This window comes from Pseudomonas sp. COW5 (assembly GCF_026240005.1).
In the GTDB taxonomy this organism is placed as follows: domain Bacteria; phylum Pseudomonadota; class Gammaproteobacteria; order Pseudomonadales; family Pseudomonadaceae; genus Aquipseudomonas; species Aquipseudomonas kribbensis.
On record NZ_JAPHVP010000001.1, the window covers coordinates 6297238 to 6316296 of the forward strand.

Genomic DNA, 19059 nt, shown 5'->3' on the forward strand with positions numbered 1-19059 from the left:
CCAGCCAATGAAACCGGCCATGATTGAATCCCTCGATAGCCTCTTAAACGCTTCCGATTGGACGTAAAACGCGATCAGTGGGATCGTCACCACCTGCGCTTTTCGTGCGCCGTACGCATCTGCGTCAATACTCAATCCAAATTTCCCTTCGAGCAGGTGCCTTCGTGGACATCAAACAACTCAAGTTCCTGATCGCGCTGGACGAAACCCGCCACTTCGGCCAGGCCGCCGCGCGCTGCCACATCACACAGCCAACCCTGTCGATGCGCCTGCGCAATCTGGAAGACGAGCTGGATCTGGTGCTGGTCAATCGCGGCCAGCGCTTCGAGGGTTTCACCCAGGCCGGCGAGCGCGTACTGGCCTGGGCCCGCACCCTGCTGGCCGCCCACGACGGGTTGTTCGCCGAAGCTGCCGCCTGTCGCGGGCAACTGGTCGGCAGCCTGCGTCTGGGACTGGTGCCGCTGAGCAACTTCAATCCGGTCAATTACATTCAGGGTTTATCGGGGATATTTCCCGAGCTGAAATACAGCCTGTCGTCGCTGAGTTCGGACGAGATCATCGAGGGGTTGGGCAACAATCAGCTGGACCTGGGCGTGTGTTATCTGGACCACGTCAACCCGAACTATTTCGAGTTTTTCGAGATCGGCGAAACCCGCGTCGGCCTGCTTTACGACACCCGTCACTTCCATTTCGAAGGCCCGGAGATGAGCTGGGAAGACGCCTCCGAACTGCCGCTGGGGATGATCACCACCGGCATGCATTACCGAAAATCCATCGACCTGAGTTTCCGCAGTCGCGGGCTGAATCCGCAGCCGATCATGGAAAGCGATTCGACCTATCAACTGTTGCAGGCGATTCACCAGGGTTTCTGCTGCTCGATCATGCCGCTGGACAGCGGTCTGGAAGAACCGATCGAGCACCTGGCCTTCATCAACCTGCCGGATGCCAGCGTGCTCGCGCCGTTGGGGCTGGTGATGCGCAAGACCGAACCTCGTTCGGCGATTGCCGAGAAGTGTTTTGCCGAGGCGCGGAAGATGTTCGGTATTGAGGCGCCCAACATTTAACAAACCCTCCTGAAAAGTTGCACTTCGGTGCAACGCTTTCAACTTCGCCTTCAGTGATCGACCAATCCAATCACTGCATCGGAACAAGCGATTGGACGCACTTTTCCCTGCCCCGTAGCCTGAACCCACTTCAGCGCTTCGGGGATTTTCAGGATGCTGTGCCAGGTTGAACAACTCATCGAATCGGGCGACGCCAACGCCCCCGCGCCACAACCGGCGCAGGTCGCTTATCGCGAATACCTCGACGATGCGCCACTGTCCCACGCGGCCCTCGCAGCGGAAATCGCACTGGCCATCAGCTACAACGGCCTGAACCAGGCGGTGATGATGGTCTCGCCCGGCAACATCGAGGACTTCATTCGCGGCTTCAGCCTGAGCAACGCCATCGTCGACAGCCTCGATGATATCCACGACATCCGCCTGACTCACTTTGACCAGGCCTGCCAGGCCGATGTGCAGATTTCCAGTCGCGCGTTCTGGGCCCTGAAAGATCATCGCCGGCAGATGGCGGGCACCAGCGGCTGCGGGCTCTGCGGTGTAGAAGCGCTGGAGCAGGCGCTGCCGCAACTGGAAATCCTGACGCCGACACCGCTGCCACCCGCCGCGCATTTCGACGGCATCCGCCAGCGCATCGAACAGGCCCAGCAACTGGCCCGCAGCAGCGGCGCCCTGCACGCGGCGTTGTACTTCGACGCCGACGGCGAAGCGCTGCTGTGCCGCGAAGACATCGGCCGCCACAACGCCCTCGACAAGCTGATCGGCGCCCTGCAATTCGAAGGCCTTGATGCGCGTCAGGGCTTCGTCGTGGTCACCAGCCGTTGCAGTCTCGAACTGATCCACAAAGCCGTGCGTGCCCGCCTGGGCACCCTCGTCAGCCTGTCCGCCCCCACCGCGTTGACCGTGCGCTGGGCCCTCAAGCACCGCTTGAACCTGATCCACGTTCCGCACCGCAACGCCCCGCGAATCTACAGCCCGATCCAGGAGCCAACCGCATGAGTAACACCCTCACCCACCTCGACGATCAGGGCCGCGCCAACATGGTCGACGTCAGTGACAAAGCTGCGACCCGCCGTGAAGCCACCGCGCAAGCCTGGGTGCAGATGCGCCCGGAAACCCTGCAAATGATCCAGTCCAACGGCCACTCCAAGGGCGACGTGTTCGCCGTGGCGCGGATCGCCGGGATTCAGGCGGCCAAGCGCACCCACGAACTGATTCCGCTGTGCCATGCATTGCTGCTCAGTTCAATCCACGTCGAACTCAAGGCTTGCGAACCGGACCGCGTGCAGATCACCAGCACCTGCCGCCTCACCGGCCAGACCGGGGTCGAACTCGAAGCCCTGACCGCCGCCAGCGTCGCCGCGCTGACGATCTACGACATGTGCAAAGCGGTGGACCGGGGGATGGTCATCGGCGACATCCGCCTGCTCAGTAAACAGGGCGGCCGCTCAGGACACTTTCAATGGGAGAACCCGCAATGATTCTGATCAACTACTTCGCGAGCTACCGTGACCGGCTCAATCTGGGCGGGGAAAAGATCCCCGCGACGGATTCACTCAACAGTGTCGAAGACGTGCGGCAGATGCTGATGCAGCGTGGTGATCTGTGGCGTGAAGTGCTCGGTGCCGGCAACCTGATGTGTGCGGTGAATCAGGATTTGTGTCAGCCGGATCAGGCGATCAAGGATTTCGACGAGATTGCGTTTTTCCCACCGGTCACGGGAGGTTGAACCATGGGGGTTCGAGTCCAGCGTAAAAGTTTCGATGCCGGTCAGTTGATTGCCGATTTGCATGCGCGCAATCCACGGGTGGGCGCGGTGGTGAATTTCATTGGTTATGTGCGGGATCTGAACGTCGGGCAATCGGTGAGCGAGCTGTTTCTGGAACACTATCCGGGCATGACCGAAAAGGCTCTGGAGCAGATCGCCGAACAGGCCCGCGAGCGCTGGCCGCTGCTGGCGGTGGAGATTGTGCATCGGGTCGGCGCGCTGTCGGTGAGCGAGCCGATTGTGTTTGTTGGCGTCAGCAGCAAGCATCGGCATGCGGCGTTCGAGGCCTGCGCGTTCATCATGGATGTGCTGAAGACCCGTGCGCCGTTCTGGAAGCGCGAGACTACGCCCGAAGGGTCGCATTGGGTCGAGGCGCGGGAGAGTGATCTGAATGCGGCGTTTCGCTGGAGTCTGGCGCATGCCTGAAGATCGCCCCCTCACCCTAGCCCTCTCCCGGAGGGAGAGGGAACCGATTGGGGGATATTCGGGAAATGCACCGAGCTGAACGCATAGCACTGAATCCGGATACCGGTCTGAACGCATGGCGTTGAATCCGAATAACAGTAGTTTCGAATCCATAATCGACTCGGACTTTCAGGTCGATGTTTGACGCAAGACACCTCGGTCGGCCCCCTCTCCCTCCGGGAGAGGGCTGGGGTGAGGGTAAGGCAGACGCCACTCTTTCATAAAATCCTGATTAGATAGCCGCTCCACCACAATTCAATCCGGGAGCCACACTTGAGCGAACCGCCAAAGGACCTGCCCCGCCCACAACCCATCCCCCTGCGCCAGACCTGGCCCTTCTGGCTAAAACTCGGCTGCATCGGCTTCGGCGGCCCCGCCGGCCAAATCGCGATCATGCATCAGGAACTGGTGGAGCGCCGGCGCTGGATTTCCGAGCGGCGCTTCCTGCATGCGCTCAACTACTGCATGTTGCTGCCCGGCCCCGAGGCCCAGCAACTGGCGACCTACATCGGCTGGCTGCTGCACCGAACCCGTGGCGGCGTGCTGGCCGGGGCGCTGTTTGTGCTGCCGTCGCTGCTGATCCTGATTGCCCTGTCCTGGGTGTACATCGCGTTTGGCGACGTGCCGGTGGTGGCCGGGGTGTTTTACGGGATCAAACCGGCGGTCACCGCGATTGTGTTGCACGCGGCTCATCGCATCGGCTCGCGAGCCTTGAAAAATGGCTGGTTGTGGGCAATTGCCGGAGCGGCGTTCGTGGCGATTTTTGCCTTCAACGTACCGTTTCCGCTGATCGTGCTTGGCGCGGCAGTGATCGGATATTTCGGCGGACGCTGGGCGCCTCAGCGATTCAACAATGGCGGTCATCGTGGCAGCGAAAAGTCTTTCGGCCCGGCGCTGATCGATGACGACACGCCTGCGCCCGAGCATGCGCGATTCAGTCTGCCGAGGCTGTTGCGTCTGGTACTGATCGGCGCGTTGCTGTGGTGTCTGCCAATGGCGCTGCTGACGGCGCTGTTCGGTTGGGACGGCACCTTCACCCAGATGGGCTGGTTCTTCACCAAAGCGGCGCTGCTGACCTTCGGCGGTGCTTATGCGGTGCTGCCCTACGTGTATCAGGGCGCGGTCGGGCATTACGGCTGGCTGACGCCGACGCAGATGATCGACGGCCTGGCCCTGGGCGAAACCACGCCGGGGCCGCTGATCATGGTGGTGGCGTTCGTCGGGTTCGTCGGGGCTTACGTGCAACCGACGTTCGGCCCGGAACATGCGTTTGCCGCCGGTGCGCTGGCGGCGACGTTGGTGACCTGGTTCACCTTCCTGCCCTCGTTCCTGTTCATCCTTGCCGGCGGGCCGCTGGTGGAGTCGACCCACAACGAATTGAAGTTCACCGCACCGCTGACGGCGATCACCGCTGCCGTGGTCGGCGTGATCCTGAATCTGGCGTGTTTCTTTGCTTACCACGTGTTCTGGCCCAAGGGTTTTGCCGCACCGCCTGATTTTTTTGCGCTGTTGCTCGCCCTCGCCGCCACCCTCGGGCTGTTTGTTTTCAAGCGCGGCGTGATCGAGGTGTTGATCGTTTGCGCCCTCGTCGGGCTGGGGTTTCATCTGCTGCGCTGAACCGGTGGCATGCCGCGCGCATCGGAATCAGGCGTTTACTTATCCCGGACTTCCCCCTTACTATCCAGCCACACCGGCATGGCGGGACACTCCCGCCGCCGACGTTTTCCGCCAACGGAAACACGCGTCATGAGCACGTCACTACAACAATCAGAATCGTTGAACGTCTCTGCACTGTGCGCCCTCCTTCACAGGGGCCGCGCATGAATCGCATCGTCAATCTCCCCATGGCCCTGAGCCGTTCCAAGCTGCGTCACTCCGCACGCCCGCCGGATATCTGCCTGCCCGTCTGATCGCGCCGTTAAAAACCGCGACAGCTCCTCCTCTTTTTTCGATATCCCTGCCAGGACGCCCGCGCGTTTTGCCGAGCTGCGTCCGGCCCGAATCTGCGCGCCTGTGCGGCGCCATCGTGAGTGATTGATTATGAAATTCGCAGCCATTGAAGACGCACGCAATTTTCTGGATCAGAACCCCGACATCGACATGATCGAGTTGTTCATCCTCGACGCCAACGGCGTGCCCCGCGGCAAGTTGTTGCACCGCGAAGAACTGCTCGCCGTATACGAAAGCGGTCGCCCGCTGCCAAGCACCATCCTTGGCCTGACCGTGCACGGCGAGGACGTGGAAAACTCCGGTCTGGTGTGGGACGTCGGCGACATCGACTGCCGCGCCTACCCGTTGGAAGGCAGTCTGGTGCGCCTGCCATGGCGGCAGATTCCGACCGCTGCGGTGCAGGTCAGCATGCACCCGGAACAAGGGATGCCAGCGAGCATTGCCGACCCGCGTCACCTGTTGATCAAGGTCATCGACGCCCTCAAGGCCGAGGGTTATCACCCGGTGATGGCCTGCGAGCTGGAGTTCTACTTGCTCGACGCCAAACGCGATCACAACGGTCGCCCGCAACCGGCGCTGGATGCCGACGGCGGCCGACCGAGGCACACGCAGGTCTACGGTTTGCGTGAGCTGGAGCAGATCGAGCCGTTTCTCGCCGACCTCTACAGCGCCTGCAAACTGCACGGCATTCCGGCGCGCACGGCGATCTCGGAATACGCGCCGGGCCAGGTGGAAATAACTCTCGAACACGGCGATGCGCTGGAGGCAATGGACCAGGCCGTGCGCTACAAACGACTGGTCAAAGCCGTGGCACACAAGCACGGGATGCAAGCAACGTTCATGGCCAAGCCCTTCGATGATCTGGCGGGCACCGGCATGCACATGCACGTCAGCCTCGCCGATGCCGAGGGCCGCAATCTGTTTGCCTCCGAAGACCCGGCCGGCACCCCGCTGCTGCGCACGGCGATTGGCGGGATGCTCGCGTCTCTGCTCGATTCGCTGCTGCTGTTCTGCCCCAACGCCAACTCCTACAGGCGTTTCCAGGCCAACAGCTATGCGCCACTGGCGCCGACATGGGGCGTCGACAACCGCACCGTCAGCCTGCGCGTACCCGGCGGCCCGGCCAACACCCGGCACATCGAACACCGCATCTGCGGCGCCGATGCCAACCCATATCTGGCGGCTGCAGCGATCCTCGCGGGCATTCATCGCGGCATAAAAGAAGACATCGATCCGGGCGAACCGGTGCAGGGCAATGGCTATGCGCAGGCGAAGGAATTGCTGCCGACCGACTGGCTGACTTCGCTCACGGCGCTGGAAAAATCGGCCTGGGCACGGGATGCGCTGGGGCAGGATTTTCTCGGGGTGTATCTGGCAGTGAAACGCGCGGAATACCGGCAGTTCATGGCCGAAGTGGGTGAGCAGGACTGGCGCTGGTACCTCACAGAAGCCTGATTAATCACTCCGCCCCCTTGTGGGAGCGGGCTTGCCCGCGAAAGCGATGCGACAGTCACCTGAAGTGTTGAATGTGACGACGCCTTCGCGGGCAAGTCGAATCGTCGAACCGCAGCTCCCACAGGGTCCGTGCACGACTTCCGAATCTGGACACTGACATGACTGAACGCAGCAATTCCTACTACACCGCCACCCTCAACCGCGACACCGACTACCCGACCCTGCAAGGCCGGCACAAGGTCGATGTGGTGATCATCGGCGGCGGTTTCACCGGCGTCTCCACGGCCGTCGAACTGGCCGAAAAAGGCCTGAAAGTCGCCATCGTCGAAAGCCACAAGATCGGCTGGGGCGCCACAGGGCGCAATGGTGGGCAGGTCACCGGCAGCCTGTCCGGCGACGGCGCAATGCGCAAACAGATGCGCAACACCTTGGGCGATGACGTCGACGATTTCATCTGGCACCTGCGCTGGCGCGGCCACGAAATCATCAAACAGCGCGTCGAAAAATACGGAATCGAGTGCGACCTAAAACACGGCCACTTGCATGCGGCCTACAAGCCGAGCCACATGGCCGGTTTGCGCAGCGATTACGACGAAGCCGTGCGTCGCGGCATGGGTGATGAAGTCAGCCTGCTCGACCGTAGCCAGGTGCGCGATCTGCTGCAAAGCGACCTCTATCACGGCGCAATCAAGAACACCCGCAACATGCATCTGCACCCGCTCAACCTGTGCATCGGCGAGGCGCGAGCGGCGGAAAGCCTGGGCGCGCTGATCTTCGAGAACAGCGAAGTGCTGGAGATCATCCACAGCGACAACCCGGGCGTGCGCACGGCCCATGGCCGGATCGACGCCAATCAGGTGCTGCTGGCCGGCGATGTCTACCACAAGCTCGAACCGGGCCAGCTCAAGGGCAAGATCTTCCCGGCCATGGGCGGCATCGTCACCACCGAACCGCTGGGGGATCTGGCCCGGCAGATCAACCCTGAAGACCTCGCCGTTTACGACTGCCGCTTCGTCCTCGACTACTACCGCCTCACCGCCGACGGTCGCCTGCTGTTCGGTGGCGGCGCCAACTACAGCGGCAAGGACTCACGGGACATCGCCGGCGAACTGCGGCCGTGCATCGAGCAAACCTTCCCGGCGCTCAAGGGGGTGAAGATCGATTACCAGTGGAGCTGCGCGATGGGCATCGTCATCAACCGCATCCCGCAACTGGGCAAGCTCTCGGACAACGTCTGGTATTGCCAGGGCTACTCCGGCCACGGCATCGCCACGACCCACATCATGGGCGAAATCATGAGCCGCGCGATCACCGGGCAGATGCAGCAGTTCGACACGTTTGCCGCGTGTTCGCACATTCGGGTGCCGATGGGGGATCTGCTGGGGAATCCGATGCTGGCGGCGGGCATGTGGTACTACCAGATGCTTGAAAAATTGCGCTGATTGAACGGGCCCCATCGCCAGCAGGCTGGCTCCCACACACATCAACGGTGGGAGCCAGCCTGCTGGCGATGAGGCCAACGGCCTCACTGCAAAACCTCAGTCAGGCAACTGCTCCACCTCAATCCCCAACCGCCGATAATCCTCGGCACTGCCCGACGCCAGATGCCGCTCGGTAATCAACGTTTGCACTCGGCTGCACGGCGCCACCACGAACGGCTCCACCGCCCCCAGCTTGTCGGCGGTGGTCACGGCAATCACCTGCGCCGCACTGTCGAACAACGCCTGTTTCACCGGCACTTCATCGAAATACAGCGAACTCAGGCCCACCTCCGGATGAATTGCGCAAACCCCGGTAAACAGCAGGTCAGCCTTGATGCTTTGCAGCAGCCGCACCGTCTCGTGGCCACTGACCGACATCGTCGCCAGATTCAACTGCCCACCCGCCAGAATCACTTTGATCCCCTTGTATTCCGCCAGGGTGATCGCCGTCATTGGTGACGTGGTCACGGCGGTGATCGAGATATCCGAGGGCAACGAACGGGCGATCTGCAAGGTGGTGGTGCCGGAATCGAACAGCACGATCTGACCATCCTTCACCCTTCCCGCCGCCAGCTGCGCGAGGCTGGTTTTCACCTCGTCGGTTTCACTGATCCGCGTGAAGTAATCCTTGCCGGTGTCCTTCGGTCGCGGCAGCGCCCCGCCATGCACCCGCTGCACCAGCCCGGCGTTGTCCAGCTCGGCCAGATCGCGGCGGATGGTGTCTTCGGACACCGCAAAGTGCTGGCTCAACTCGGAAGCCATGACCTTGCCGTCTCGTTCGAGGATCAGCAGGATTTTCTGCCGGCGCAGGGACGGCAGCTCGGTAGCGGAATGATCGTGCATGGTTTTGCCTGTTTGTGCTTGTAATTGCAGGTTTGGCGAGCCTAACCAATGCATCTGCCAAACACAAACCGGCTGATATCAATTGTTTCGATCTTTGAAATCATGAAGCCGAATTTTTTCTTTGCTTTCAGCCTGTTCACAATGGCACCACTTCAATAAAGCTCAGGATGAACAGCTCATGAATCTCAATTTTGCGTTTGCGTGCATGATCGTGGTGTCGTTTGCGATTGCCCTGGGGCATGCATGATTCACGAGGACGCCGCCAGATGCTCGCGAAACCACTTGTGAGCCGGATCACGATGCGAGCGCTCGGCCCAGAGCATCGCCATCTCGTAACCCGGCACAGCCAGCGGCGGTTCAACCACCTGCAACGCTGAACGGTCGCGCACCAGCCGCGACGGCAGCATCGCCACCAGATCAGTACTCGCCAGCACTGACATCAGCAATAGAAAGTGCGGCACCGACAGCACGACTTTCCTGCTCAGCCCCGCCTCCGCCAACGCCTTGTCCGTCATCCCGAAAAAACCTCCGCCCTCCGGCGACACCAGCACATGCTCAAGCTCGCAAAATTGCTCGCGCGTCGGCTTGCATTGCAGTTTCGGATGCCCCGCGCGCCCTGCCAGCACGTAGCGCTCGGTAAACAGCGCCCGTCGATGCAGCTCCAATGGCGCATCTTCGCTGGTGTGCAGAGCCAGATCGATCACGCCCTGCTCCGCCTGCTTCACCAGATGCTGCGGCGACAGGTCGAGCACCGCCAGGCGCGAACCCGGCGCCTGGGTGCGTAATCCGGCCAGCGCCGACAGGATTACGGTCGATTCGCCGTAGTCCGATGCCGCAACTTTCCAGGTATTCGTTGCCTGTGCCGGGTCGAACGCACTGGCCGGCGCCACCGCCCGCTCCAGCGCTTCCAGTGCCTCGCGCAACGGCTCGCGCAATTCATCGGCCCGTGCTGTCGGGCGCATGCCCCGTGGGCCGGGCAGCAGCAGCGGATCGCCAAAGATGTCGCGTAACTTGGCCAGATGCACACTGACCGACGGCTGCGACAGGTTCAGCCGCTGCGCGGCGCGGGTGACGTTGTGCTCCGACAGCAGCACGTCGAGGGTCAGCAGCAGGTTGATATCCAGGCGAAGTAAATTATTCATGGCTATACCAGATATATCAGACATTCATTTCCAATATACCTGCCGGGCGCCGATCCTGCTGTCACTCAGCAACGGAGTTTCACCATGAATGTGCTACTGGTCTACGCCCACCCCGAACCGCAATCGCTAAACGGCGCGTTGAAAGACTTCACCGTCCAGCGTCTGGAAGCCGCCGGCCACAGCGTGCAGGTTTCCGACCTCTACGCGATGAACTGGAAAGCCAGCCTCGACGCCGACGACAGCCCCGGTCGCGACAGCAGTCGGCCATTCGATGCCTCCCTCGACTCGAAACTCGCGTTCGAACAAGGCCGGCAAGCCACTGACATCGCCGCCGAACAGGCAAAACTGCTGTGGGCCGACACCCTGATACTGCAATTTCCGCTCTGGTGGTTTTCCATGCCGGCGATCCTCAAGGGCTGGGTCGAGCGCGTGTACGCCTACGGATTTGCCTACGGCGTCGGCGAACATTCTGACGCCCGCTGGGGTGATCGTTATGGCGAAGGGACGTTGAAAGGCAAACGGGCGATGTTGATGGTCACGGCCGGTGGCTGGGAATCGCACTACAGTCAGCGCGGGATCAACGGGCCGATCGATGATCTGTTGTTCCCGATTCATCACGGGATTCTCTACTACCCCGGATTCGAAGTGCTGCCGCCGTTTGTGGTGTATCGCACGGGGAAAATGGATGAGGCGCGGTTTGCCCGGACGTGTGAAGAACTGGGGCTGAGACTGGATGAGTTGTGGAGTGCCCGGCCGATAGGGTTTCGACGGCAAAATGGCGGGGATTATGAGATTCCGGCGCTGACGTTGAAGGACGGGATTGCGCCGGGACTCGAGGGCTTCGCAACGCACATCCTCTAGTGTTGCTCGACCTGCTTTCGCTGGGCTGCATAGCAGCCCAGATTTAGTAGCAGGACACCCCCGATCAATCAGGCTCGGGGGCGAAAAACCTGATATCAAACTCCCCGCCCCGCTCGTTCAACAAAATGATCCGAGCGCAATTCCAGCACCTGAGAAGCATGTCGGACTCTGCAAACAGCTTGTCGACGAGTTGATTGGCGGTCATTTGATTTCCATCCGGCAGATCAAGCGCATCCTCTGAAGCCACCAGAGATACACCTGTCCCGCAAAACCAGTTTTTGTGAACCAGCTCATCACATTTGCACCGAACCCATGACCCCATGACCTACCTCAAGACACAAAAAAGTGAACGACGCACAGATCAAACTTCCTCCCGCGCTCTACGCACCTGCACCAGCAATGCCGGCGCAAAGTGCAGCAGCACCATCCGCACCAGATGGTGAGTCAGGATAAACACCACGTTCAACCCGCCACCAAACGCCACGATGGCAATGGTCTCGATTGCTCCCGGCATGTAGGCCAGCCACAGCGACAACGCATCACTGCCCAGCAACCGCGCCGCCACTTCGGCGAACCCCGCCGCGACCAGAATCATCAAACCCACCGACACCAGTGCCGTGCGGCCATGACGTCCCAGTTCCGCAAGACCAAGGCCCTGGAAGCGTGAGCCGATCCGCACACCGAGAATCAACGCCGCCAGATTCAGGCTCCAGTCCGGCATGTGAAAGCCGTGCAGCCGTCCCGATTTCAGGAACACGGCCGTCAGGATAATCGCCGTCAACATGAACGGCGCCGGCACGCCAATCGCCAGCAGCAATCGACCGACAACAATGCTCAAAATGATCAGCGAGAACACGGTCAACGCCATGCCCGTGGACAGCGGATCGACCTCGGCCACGGCGACCGCTGCCTGTCCGGGAATCAGCAAACTCACCAACACCGTGATCAGCAGCAAACGCATCAGGTGCACGATGATGACCTTGCTCGACGCTTGATGCGATTCCAGCAAATCAAACACCGCCGCCAGCGCTCCCGGATACACCGCCAGCAAGGCATCGGTACGGTTCCATCCGGCTCCGCGCGCCAGCCACCAGGCGGACAGCGCCACTTGCACTGTCAGGCACAGCAGCAAAAGGCCGAGGCTTGGCAGCATTGTCGAGACGGTCGCGCTGTCCCACGCTTCGAACATCAGTCCGGTGGCGATGCCCAGCGTGACCTGGATATAACCCAAGCCATAAGGGGTCCTGGGTGCGAAACCAAATTTGGTAGCAGCCAGTGCGGTGACGAGAATCGAGCCCAGCAGCAAGCCGTGGGGTACGCCCTCGAACTGCAACAGCGCGCCGAATCCGGCAGCGATCAACAGACACAGAATGGATTTCATGGTCGCCTTCCTGGCTATTCAAATGACGTTAAGCGCGCAACCGTCCAATCGCCCGCCGATACTTTTCGATCCGCTCCAGATCCTCCCAACTCGGCGAGGCAATTCGCGACAGGTCGCTGTTCTCTTCCAGATCCGCCAGTTTTACCACCCGCCCGATCGGGTTCTGCGCCGCGCGCTCGACGAAGTCCTCGTAGGATTCGCCCGGCACCTTGGTCACCGATTCGATGGCTGACAAGACGTCTTCGCTGAAACCTTCCTTGCGCAAATCATCCAGGCTGATGCCGCAATCCTCGACCACATCGTGCAGCACCGCGACGATGCGTTCTTCCAGGCTGCTCATGCGCAGCATGACTTTCAGCGGATGCAAAATGTACGGCGCGCCGCCCTTGTCCACCTGCCCGGCGTGGGCCGTGGCGGCAATGGCAATGGCGCGTTCCAGAGTCTGAGTCATGGCGTTTCCTCGGGTCAGACGCCGTACCGGCCGCCAATATAGAAATGACGCTTGAACCAGCGCCCGATCGCCTGCAAACGCCCGGTCGGCTGCACCGGCTCGGCGTAGCGCTGGAGGATCAGCGAAACCAGATCAGCCTGACTTTCGCCCGGATGCGCATCCAGCAACTCGGCCACCCAGGCGCAATTGGCCTTCCTCAAATGCTCGCGCCACTCCCCGGGCCAGCCATCCAGCTCATCCAGCGCCAGCCACCGCGCACCACCCTGCTCGATATGCCCGCCGCCAATCGATTGCTCGAAACAGAACGGCGTCGCCGGGCGCGACAGGTCGATGCTGAAGATGTAGATGTCCTGGGTTTTGTGCTGCGGCGTGGGGGCGTTGTTGCGATGGCCGATCTGAATCATGCGCGGTTCCGTCCGTGGGAGAGGCGTTACAACTTGTTTCGCAGTCTACGACGTGGTGCAGATGGGGGGGAACCTTTGGTGATGAGATGTGGGGAACGAGTGAAATGGTCCAAACCACCTTCTTTTGTGTAACATTTCCAAAACAGCGTATTTACAAGGATGTTCACTGTGTCTGGAAAACCTGCTGCCCGAGTTACTGATCCAACTTCCTGTCCGCTACCTGGGCATGGCGTCAATCCTATCGCTGCTGGCTCCCCCGACGTTTTTTTTGATGGTCTACCCGCGGCCAGACAGAGCGATCAGAGTGCCTGTGGCAGCCCCATCGTGGGAGACGTTGCGTCTAGCGTGCTCATCAACGGCATGCCTGCCGCAACCGTGGGAAGTGTCGGAGGCCACGGCAATAAAGTAATCGCCGGCTCATCAACTGTAATTATCGGAAATTCGCACACACCCGCAGAATTCATCCCCCCGTCAGCCATGCCTCTCTGGGCCATGAAATTTGACGAAAAGTTTTGCATCGTCGGGAGTGACGGCCAGCCCCTCGCCAATGTGCCGTACCACATCAAAGACGAAGCAGGCAGGGTTTATACAGGCTTTTCTGATGAATCTGGTCACACACCTCGCATCGCAACTAGCAAGCAAGAAACCCTTGAAGTTACAACCGGTGTAGCCGCGCTTGAAAAATGGGAGGACGTATGACGGAGTTCTCTTGCAAAATACCAACAAACAAGCAGGCAAACTCCGTTAGCAATGTGCCCGGCTATTTGATGCCGGCCAATATTCATTTATTTGTTGTGGTAGATGAGATCGGCAAGGACGGATTTCTAGTCAGGAAAATTTACTCGTCGCCCGACAACCCTCACCTGATCGCAAAAAATCTTTCCGAACTTCAGATCAAAAACGAGATCTGGCCGGAAAAATACGGAATGCGTTCTGTTGCACCGGATTCTGGCGCCACAGTTGCCCAACATGTCTACAGCAGTCGAAAGTACCCCTCAGGCTATATTTCCACGAGCTCTGAATTCCCGAACGGCTCACCAAGATTCGAAGGAAAAACTGTCTACATTGATATTGAAAAAGCTAAAGCCGCCGGCGCAAAGCTAGTATCGACTGAAGAAATTCTAAAAGCCCTCGAAGACTACAAAAAACACGCACCAAAAAACGTAGCAAAAATCGATGAAATTGCTGGTTGGGTAAAGAACATCGACAAAGAAGTATTGATTCAAGCAGATAAAGTTCCAGCGAAGGCGATTTTCACGCCTACCTCCCACAAAGTCACAAACGCCTTTATAAAAGGCGCGAGAGTGGTTCGGGTGTTCGGGATTGCATTCACTGCATACGATCTGAAGGTCGCGACTGAAGAGTCAATTAAACAAAACAGCATCAAGCCTATATCCGTTGAGGTTGTCAAACAGGCTGGTGGTTGGGGTGCGGCGATAGCCGGCGCCAGGATTGGCGTGGTGGTCGGAGCAGCAGTGGGAATCGAAACAGGCCCTGGCGCAGTTGTCAGCGGTGCTATCGGGGGCATTATATTTGGCACTGCCGGTTATTTAGGTGCTACTTGGCTAACTGAATATATGCAAGAGTGAGAGCAGCATGAGCTTTATCAAAAAAATAATGGCACTGGTAAAGCCAGAACCTAGGCAAGAGCAAATTGCCGGGTACAGCAAACAGGAGCTTAAAAGCTTATTCCCTCGGCCTTTAGCTCATACCAACTTATCCTCTCAGCCTCCCACTACTTCCTTGGAAAGTGCTGATATTTGCGCATTCTTTTCGCAATTTCTTATCACTCCAGAAGACTTGGTTCAATTTGAATCACTCATTGAATCCAACTTCAGAAAAAAGACTGAAAGAACCTTCAATGATCTTCCAGTATTTGAATACGAAAACGCACCGAGCGGAGACCGACTGATATTCTTCGCATCGACTAGAGAGTTCAACTCCGTCACGATTCGTTTGATAACAAACAGTGTTGACTTCCTGATGATGCTTAACCGCAAAAAATTTGCGGTTCCTCCGCCATGGTTTGCTTTTGAAGGCTACGAGCCTTCTTGGTGGGGAGGGAGCATGCAAGGTGCTCAAGAATATTACGACAAAAACTACTTTTTCAGTTTTTTCATACAACTGACTGAAACTGAAAAACAGTTGTATTACTCCAGATTTCACGCAACCCGTGAGTGGATTGAAAGACTAGAACTAATGTACGGCGATGGGTAAAGCGAATATTCTCGCCCACAAAAAAGGGACACCGTAGGGTGTCCCTTTTTGCATTTGGAATCAGGTCGGTGAATCAGCGCTTCATGGCCTCACACCGCGCGCGCAAATCATGGTTGTCGATATTCCCGCAACTGCTGCCGCCCGTGGTGGCATTGCAGTAGGCACGCTGGTCGTGGTCATCGATGTTGCCGCAGGAACTTCCACCCTGCTCCGCGTTGCAACGCGCACGCAGGTCATGATCATCGATATTCCCGCAACTGCTGCCACTCTGTTTGGCGTTGCAGTAGGCGCGCTGGTCATGGTCGTCGATGTTGCCGCAGGAACTGCCGCCCATCTCCGCGTTACACGCCGCCCGCAGATCGTGATTATCGATGTTGCCGCAACTGCTGCCGCTCTCCCTCGCATTGCAATAGGCACGCTGATCATGGTCATCAATGTTGCCGCAACTGGCAAAGCTGTAGCCGCTGAACATCAACAACATTGCGAGTAATAGTCTCATCACACACTTCCATGGTTGACCAGGAACCAGCCTGGCACTGCTTGAGCCGATGAATGAGCGTCGCGACACGCCATCAAATTGACATCGGTTTTGGGGAAAGTTCCGGGGCAGGAATGTGTGAGGATTTTTTTGATCTGAAAACGGCGTAGGAAATGACTCCGCGTGGTGAGGGAGCTTGTTCTTGTGGGGCTGCGAAGCGGGCCGAAACAGGGCAAGTCATTTTTCCCTCATACACCGCAGCCCTTGATTTACGCCGGTTGCGCCGCCGAGCCGGAGCGAACTCTCTGGCCAGCCGTGGTGATTTTGCGTCCCACAGGCTGATTGCGACGGTGGGAATCGGTGCCTAGAGTGGGTCTGTCGCTGAACGAATTTGGCGATAGGGTTTCGCAGCCCTAGCGAGCTAAGTCCACACCCGGCACAATGCGGCCCGGCAACTTGCCTGTGCTCCATTTTCATGGCGGTTGTGCGTGGGAGACCTTCGGGTCTGCCGGGTCTTAGCTCCTCGGTCTGCGAACCCGCGCATAACTGCCACCCAACTCGTTTCGCAGCGAACGGTGGAAATTTTCTGAGCTAAGGATTTTTACCCATGACAAGTAAGTCACCGCAGTGCAACTACGCCCCAATGTCCCACCCCGCCACTGACCACCCCGTCCTGTTCATCGATGCCGGCGCCCCACTGCGCGATCTCCACGCCTGCGTCAGCGAGCGCCTGAATGCAGTCCTCAAATATCTCGACCTCATGGCCTGCGTCCACCTCCCCGACCACGCCGAACACGACATCAACACAGTCACCACCATCGCTAGAATCTTGGTTCAGGACGTGAGTGATGTGCTTCGGGTGATAGAGAAGCGGGAGACTGAGGTGCTTAGTTAGGACTGGTTACGCTCCAGCAACATAAATCACGCCTCTTTTGCGAGTTTGGTCAAGGCGAATTCCCCATATTGCTCAGACAACACCTTTCCTTTCTCAGAACTGGCTGTGGAGTTCGGGATATCAATTTGATAGCTTCAACGTAAGCCATTGGCCATCAGCAGTTCGGCAAGCAGCAAATGCCGAGAATTTAGTGACTCAAGGCTGTGATTTTTCTAACGATTCTTCGAAAAAATAAGGAAGAAAAAATGACAGACAGACGACCTATTAATCCCAACGTGAACGTTCCAAAGCCTGGCGGTGGTGAACAACCTCGCTCTAGGAATAACGATGGCCAAATCCGCGACAAGCGCAGTGACGCTGGCAAGCCAAAGAAAAAATAAACTTAGGTGACAGATTCTTAAAAAAATCTGTCATCTCCTTTTCGTTTTACCCCCTTTACAGGATTAGTCCAAGCTATGGAAATGACCTGGATATCAAATCTATTGACTGCGCCTACGAATATTTTATGGACTTCTTTAATTTCGGCCGCAACATCTGTAATTGTTGCTTTTATATTTCGCGTCAGGGAGCACAAGCTCAAACTAAAAGCAGACTATGAACACGAACAACGCAAAGCACTGAGAGATATAATTGGCAAATCACACGGACGTTTTCTACATGCTTGCAACAATTTAAATTATCGCTTTTTCAATCTATATACCAACCATGACAAAGGGTGGTTAGAAACAAAGAATCTGCGAGATCAAAAAAACTATTACATAAACAGTTTTGTCACTAGATTCATGTCAGTTTTTATACTAGTACGAGAATTCGAGAAAAAATCTTTATACATAGACTCGCGCATTGCAAATAAAACCGACTTGATTTTTGTAAAATACGTTGCCGCACTGCAGTGGTGCATGACAGATGTAAAGCTGTTCCATTCGATATCGTATGACGCAAGCGAACCCATCGATCATTTCTTTTCAGACTCGCTACGAACTTACTGTGAAGAGTGCACAGGAGACAATGATACGCATCTGTCTGCTGAATCAATGTTGAGCACTGGAGAAAAATTTGAACCTATATTTTTGTTTTTTGTAGGCCTTTCACCCAACGAAAAGCGACTACGATGGGATCGTCTGGTATGTCTTCACTTGTTGATCGTAACTTTCGTAAACACCATTGGCTACCCAGAGCATATAACCTCTAAAGAGAAAATAAAGAAAATTGCAAACAAGATTCAAAACAAAAAAATACTAACAAATCTTGCCACCTGGCTACCCCGCCACGGCTTAAATAAAGACCCGCATAGCAAACAACTGATAAAAATATGCAGCGCACTAGGCGAGTAAGCATAAAACTCGAGCAGCTCAAAACAGGCCACTCCAACTATCTGCCGCCAAACCTTACATATATAGAATAAAAGCCCCCACTACTCAACAGCTCAGAAAGCCAAATATAAAAACCGCAAACATGCGGTTTTTATAGATTCATCAAGAACAGACCAAGCTCCGCCCATCAAAAATTCGCCGGCGTATTCGCACTAATAATCTCCGCCTCATCCGCCCCGATATTCCGGAATTTATGCGGCAGCGTCGTCGGAAAATAATACCCGTCCCCCGCACTCAACACGCTCACCTGCCCGTCCACCGTTAATTCCACGGTGCCGCGCGTCACCAACCCACACTCTTCGCCTTCTGCGTGAACGATCGGCTCTTCCCCGGAACTCGCACCCGGCGCGTATTGCTCGCGCAGCAAGCGCATCTGGCGGCTGGGGACCGAGGCGCCGATGAGCAGCAGGCGCAGGCCGTGGCGGCCGAGGTCGGGCTGTTCGTTGGCGCGGAAGACGTATTGGTGTTCGCGGGGCGGCTGGTCGAAGGTGAAGAAGTCGGCCAGGGACATCGGGATGCCTTCGAGCAGCTTTTTCAGTGAGCTGACGGAAGGACTGACACGATTCTGTTCGATCAGGGAGATGGTGGCATTGGTCACGCCGCTACGCCGGGCCAGCTCGCGCTGGGAGAGTTTGTAGCTTTCGCGTACTAGTTTGAGTCGAGAACCCGTATCCATGACAGCCTTATGTGAGAACGACTTAAGGGTAATGGGGGTGGGTGGCGGGTGCCGCGCAAGGCGCGCGGATCACGTTGCTCCCGTGTCCCGGAACCGTGAAAGGCGGCTATTAAATCACGTTTGTCGGTGTTGCTCAGCAGGTTCGATGGACGGCACAT

21 protein-coding genes are annotated in these 19059 nt (G+C 57.8%); 14 read left to right on the forward strand and 7 right to left on the reverse strand.

What is annotated here, in order from left to right; all coding sequences use genetic code 11:
- The first annotated feature begins 164 nt into the window (after positions 1-164).
- From OQ248_RS28530 to OQ248_RS28565, 8 genes are all read left to right on the forward strand, one after another.
- Positions 165-1064 carry a LysR family transcriptional regulator gene (locus tag OQ248_RS28530; RefSeq protein WP_265814963.1) on the forward strand — a complete coding sequence of 300 codons (900 nt, stop codon included), beginning with the start codon at positions 165-167 and terminating at the stop codon, positions 1062-1064.
- Positions 1065-1217: 153 nt separating this feature from the next.
- The gene (gene fdhD / locus OQ248_RS28535) at positions 1218-2060 is read left to right on the forward strand and encodes a formate dehydrogenase accessory sulfurtransferase FdhD (protein WP_265814964.1); all 843 of its coding nucleotides are present in this window, start codon (positions 1218-1220) and stop codon (positions 2058-2060) included.
- On the forward strand, positions 2057-2542 hold the full coding sequence (gene moaC, locus OQ248_RS28540; RefSeq protein ID WP_265814965.1) for a cyclic pyranopterin monophosphate synthase MoaC: 486 nt from the start codon (positions 2057-2059) through the stop codon (positions 2540-2542). The genes fdhD and moaC overlap by 4 nt, the downstream gene beginning before the upstream one ends.
- Positions 2539-2790 carry a MoaD/ThiS family protein gene (locus tag OQ248_RS28545; RefSeq protein WP_265814966.1) on the forward strand — a complete coding sequence of 84 codons (252 nt, stop codon included), beginning with the start codon at positions 2539-2541 and terminating at the stop codon, positions 2788-2790. Before moaC ends, OQ248_RS28545 begins: the two co-directional genes overlap by 4 nt.
- A gap of 3 nt (positions 2791-2793) precedes the next feature.
- Entirely contained in the window at positions 2794-3255 is a 462-nt protein-coding gene (gene moaE / locus OQ248_RS28550) for a molybdopterin synthase catalytic subunit MoaE (RefSeq protein WP_265814967.1), read from the forward strand.
- Positions 3256-3567: 312 nt separating this feature from the next.
- Positions 3568-4911, forward strand: coding sequence for a chromate efflux transporter (gene chrA / locus OQ248_RS28555; protein ID WP_265814968.1), 1344 nt, complete (start codon positions 3568-3570; stop codon positions 4909-4911).
- 423 nt (positions 4912-5334) lie between these two features.
- Positions 5335-6699, forward strand: coding sequence for a glutamine synthetase family protein (locus tag OQ248_RS28560; protein WP_265814969.1), 1365 nt, complete (start codon positions 5335-5337; stop codon positions 6697-6699).
- Positions 6700-6857: 158 nt separating this feature from the next.
- A complete protein-coding gene (locus tag OQ248_RS28565; RefSeq protein ID WP_265814970.1) occupies positions 6858-8141 on the forward strand; it encodes an FAD-binding oxidoreductase in 1284 nt (427 codons plus the stop codon).
- A 96-nt stretch (positions 8142-8237) separates the two neighbouring features.
- Here the strand turns inward: OQ248_RS28565 and OQ248_RS28570 are convergent, their stop codons facing one another.
- Complete coding sequence (locus OQ248_RS28570) at positions 8238-9023, reverse strand: DeoR/GlpR family DNA-binding transcription regulator (protein ID WP_265814972.1); 786 nt, start codon at positions 9021-9023, stop codon at positions 8238-8240.
- 248 nt (positions 9024-9271) lie between these two features.
- A complete protein-coding gene (locus OQ248_RS28575; protein WP_265814974.1) occupies positions 9272-10165 on the reverse strand; it encodes a LysR family transcriptional regulator in 894 nt (297 codons plus the stop codon).
- An 84-nt stretch (positions 10166-10249) separates the two neighbouring features.
- Here OQ248_RS28575 and OQ248_RS28580 point away from each other — a divergent pair, with 84 nt between their 5' ends.
- Positions 10250-11026, forward strand: coding sequence for an NAD(P)H-dependent oxidoreductase (locus OQ248_RS28580; RefSeq protein WP_265814975.1), 777 nt, complete (start codon positions 10250-10252; stop codon positions 11024-11026).
- A gap of 361 nt (positions 11027-11387) precedes the next feature.
- On the opposite strand, the gene OQ248_RS28585 is transcribed toward OQ248_RS28580, so the two are convergent.
- Genes OQ248_RS28585 through OQ248_RS28595 form a run of 3 tightly spaced genes read right to left on the reverse strand, consistent with a single transcriptional unit; the run spans position 11388 to position 13262 of the window.
- Positions 11388-12407, reverse strand: a complete 1020-nt coding sequence (locus OQ248_RS28585) for an AbrB family transcriptional regulator (protein ID WP_265814976.1) — start codon at positions 12405-12407, stop codon at positions 11388-11390.
- Between the two features lie 28 nt (positions 12408-12435).
- Positions 12436-12858, reverse strand: coding sequence for an HD domain-containing protein (locus tag OQ248_RS28590; RefSeq protein WP_265814977.1), 423 nt, complete (start codon positions 12856-12858; stop codon positions 12436-12438).
- 14 nt (positions 12859-12872) lie between these two features.
- Positions 12873-13262 (reverse strand): hypothetical protein, encoded by a 390-nt coding sequence (locus OQ248_RS28595; RefSeq protein ID WP_265814979.1) that lies wholly within the window; start codon positions 13260-13262, stop codon positions 12873-12875.
- Positions 13263-13430: 168 nt separating this feature from the next.
- Here OQ248_RS28595 and OQ248_RS28600 point away from each other — a divergent pair, with 168 nt between their 5' ends.
- The 3 genes from OQ248_RS28600 to OQ248_RS28610 are packed head-to-tail and all read left to right on the forward strand — an operon-like array spanning position 13431 to position 15479.
- On the forward strand, positions 13431-13961 hold the full coding sequence (locus OQ248_RS28600) for a PAAR domain-containing protein (RefSeq protein ID WP_265814980.1): 531 nt from the start codon (positions 13431-13433) through the stop codon (positions 13959-13961).
- Positions 13958-14851, forward strand: a complete 894-nt coding sequence (locus OQ248_RS28605) for a glycine zipper family protein (protein WP_265814981.1) — start codon at positions 13958-13960, stop codon at positions 14849-14851. The genes OQ248_RS28600 and OQ248_RS28605 overlap by 4 nt, the downstream gene beginning before the upstream one ends.
- Before the next feature lie 7 nt (positions 14852-14858).
- Complete coding sequence (locus OQ248_RS28610; protein WP_265814982.1) at positions 14859-15479, forward strand: hypothetical protein; 621 nt, start codon at positions 14859-14861, stop codon at positions 15477-15479.
- Positions 15480-15552: 73 nt separating this feature from the next.
- Here the strand turns inward: OQ248_RS28610 and OQ248_RS28615 are convergent, their stop codons facing one another.
- The gene (locus OQ248_RS28615; protein ID WP_041475210.1) at positions 15553-15978 is read right to left on the reverse strand and encodes a hypothetical protein; all 426 of its coding nucleotides are present in this window, start codon (positions 15976-15978) and stop codon (positions 15553-15555) included.
- Between the two features lie 586 nt (positions 15979-16564).
- Here OQ248_RS28615 and OQ248_RS28620 point away from each other — a divergent pair.
- Together OQ248_RS28620 and OQ248_RS28625 are read left to right on the forward strand one after the other, a co-directional pair.
- Positions 16565-16852, forward strand: a complete 288-nt coding sequence (locus tag OQ248_RS28620; RefSeq protein ID WP_265814983.1) for a fructose-bisphosphate aldolase — start codon at positions 16565-16567, stop codon at positions 16850-16852.
- A gap of 455 nt (positions 16853-17307) precedes the next feature.
- Positions 17308-18186, forward strand: coding sequence for a hypothetical protein (locus tag OQ248_RS28625; protein WP_265814984.1), 879 nt, complete (start codon positions 17308-17310; stop codon positions 18184-18186).
- Between the two features lie 166 nt (positions 18187-18352).
- Here the strand turns inward: OQ248_RS28625 and OQ248_RS28630 are convergent, their stop codons facing one another.
- Positions 18353-18901, reverse strand: coding sequence for a cupin domain-containing protein (locus tag OQ248_RS28630; protein WP_011333561.1), 549 nt, complete (start codon positions 18899-18901; stop codon positions 18353-18355).
- Between the last annotated feature and the right edge of the window lie 158 nt (positions 18902-19059).

What these genes read in the sequence shown, in the direction of transcription:
- OQ248_RS28565 (WP_265814970.1), top strand. Translation starts at nt 6,858, where the DNA reads ATGACTGAACGCAGCAATTCCTACTACACCGCCACCCTCAACCGCGAC.
- moaE (WP_265814967.1), top strand. Translation starts at nt 2,794, where the DNA reads ATGGGGGTTCGAGTCCAGCGTAAAAGTTTCGATGCCGGTCAGTTGATT.
- OQ248_RS28595 (WP_265814979.1), bottom strand. Translation starts at nt 13,262, where the DNA reads ATGATTCAGATCGGCCATCGCAACAACGCCCCCACGCCGCAGCACAAA.
- OQ248_RS28570 (WP_265814972.1), bottom strand. Translation starts at nt 9,023, where the DNA reads ATGCACGATCATTCCGCTACCGAGCTGCCGTCCCTGCGCCGGCAGAAA.
- OQ248_RS28575 (WP_265814974.1), bottom strand. Translation starts at nt 10,165, where the DNA reads ATGAATAATTTACTTCGCCTGGATATCAACCTGCTGCTGACCCTCGAC.
- OQ248_RS28580 (WP_265814975.1), top strand. Translation starts at nt 10,250, where the DNA reads ATGAATGTGCTACTGGTCTACGCCCACCCCGAACCGCAATCGCTAAAC.
- OQ248_RS28615 (WP_041475210.1), bottom strand. Translation starts at nt 15,978, where the DNA reads ATGAGACTATTACTCGCAATGTTGTTGATGTTCAGCGGCTACAGCTTT.
- OQ248_RS28605 (WP_265814981.1), top strand. Translation starts at nt 13,958, where the DNA reads ATGACGGAGTTCTCTTGCAAAATACCAACAAACAAGCAGGCAAACTCC.
- OQ248_RS28585 (WP_265814976.1), bottom strand. Translation starts at nt 12,407, where the DNA reads ATGAAATCCATTCTGTGTCTGTTGATCGCTGCCGGATTCGGCGCGCTG.
- OQ248_RS28560 (WP_265814969.1), top strand. Translation starts at nt 5,335, where the DNA reads ATGAAATTCGCAGCCATTGAAGACGCACGCAATTTTCTGGATCAGAAC.
- fdhD (WP_265814964.1), top strand. Translation starts at nt 1,218, where the DNA reads ATGCTGTGCCAGGTTGAACAACTCATCGAATCGGGCGACGCCAACGCC.
- OQ248_RS28625 (WP_265814984.1), top strand. Translation starts at nt 17,308, where the DNA reads ATGGAAATGACCTGGATATCAAATCTATTGACTGCGCCTACGAATATT.
- OQ248_RS28545 (WP_265814966.1), top strand. Translation starts at nt 2,539, where the DNA reads ATGATTCTGATCAACTACTTCGCGAGCTACCGTGACCGGCTCAATCTG.
- OQ248_RS28630 (WP_011333561.1), bottom strand. Translation starts at nt 18,901, where the DNA reads ATGGATACGGGTTCTCGACTCAAACTAGTACGCGAAAGCTACAAACTC.
- OQ248_RS28610 (WP_265814982.1), top strand. Translation starts at nt 14,859, where the DNA reads ATGAGCTTTATCAAAAAAATAATGGCACTGGTAAAGCCAGAACCTAGG.
- OQ248_RS28620 (WP_265814983.1), top strand. Translation starts at nt 16,565, where the DNA reads ATGACAAGTAAGTCACCGCAGTGCAACTACGCCCCAATGTCCCACCCC.
- OQ248_RS28590 (WP_265814977.1), bottom strand. Translation starts at nt 12,858, where the DNA reads ATGACTCAGACTCTGGAACGCGCCATTGCCATTGCCGCCACGGCCCAC.
- moaC (WP_265814965.1), top strand. Translation starts at nt 2,057, where the DNA reads ATGAGTAACACCCTCACCCACCTCGACGATCAGGGCCGCGCCAACATG.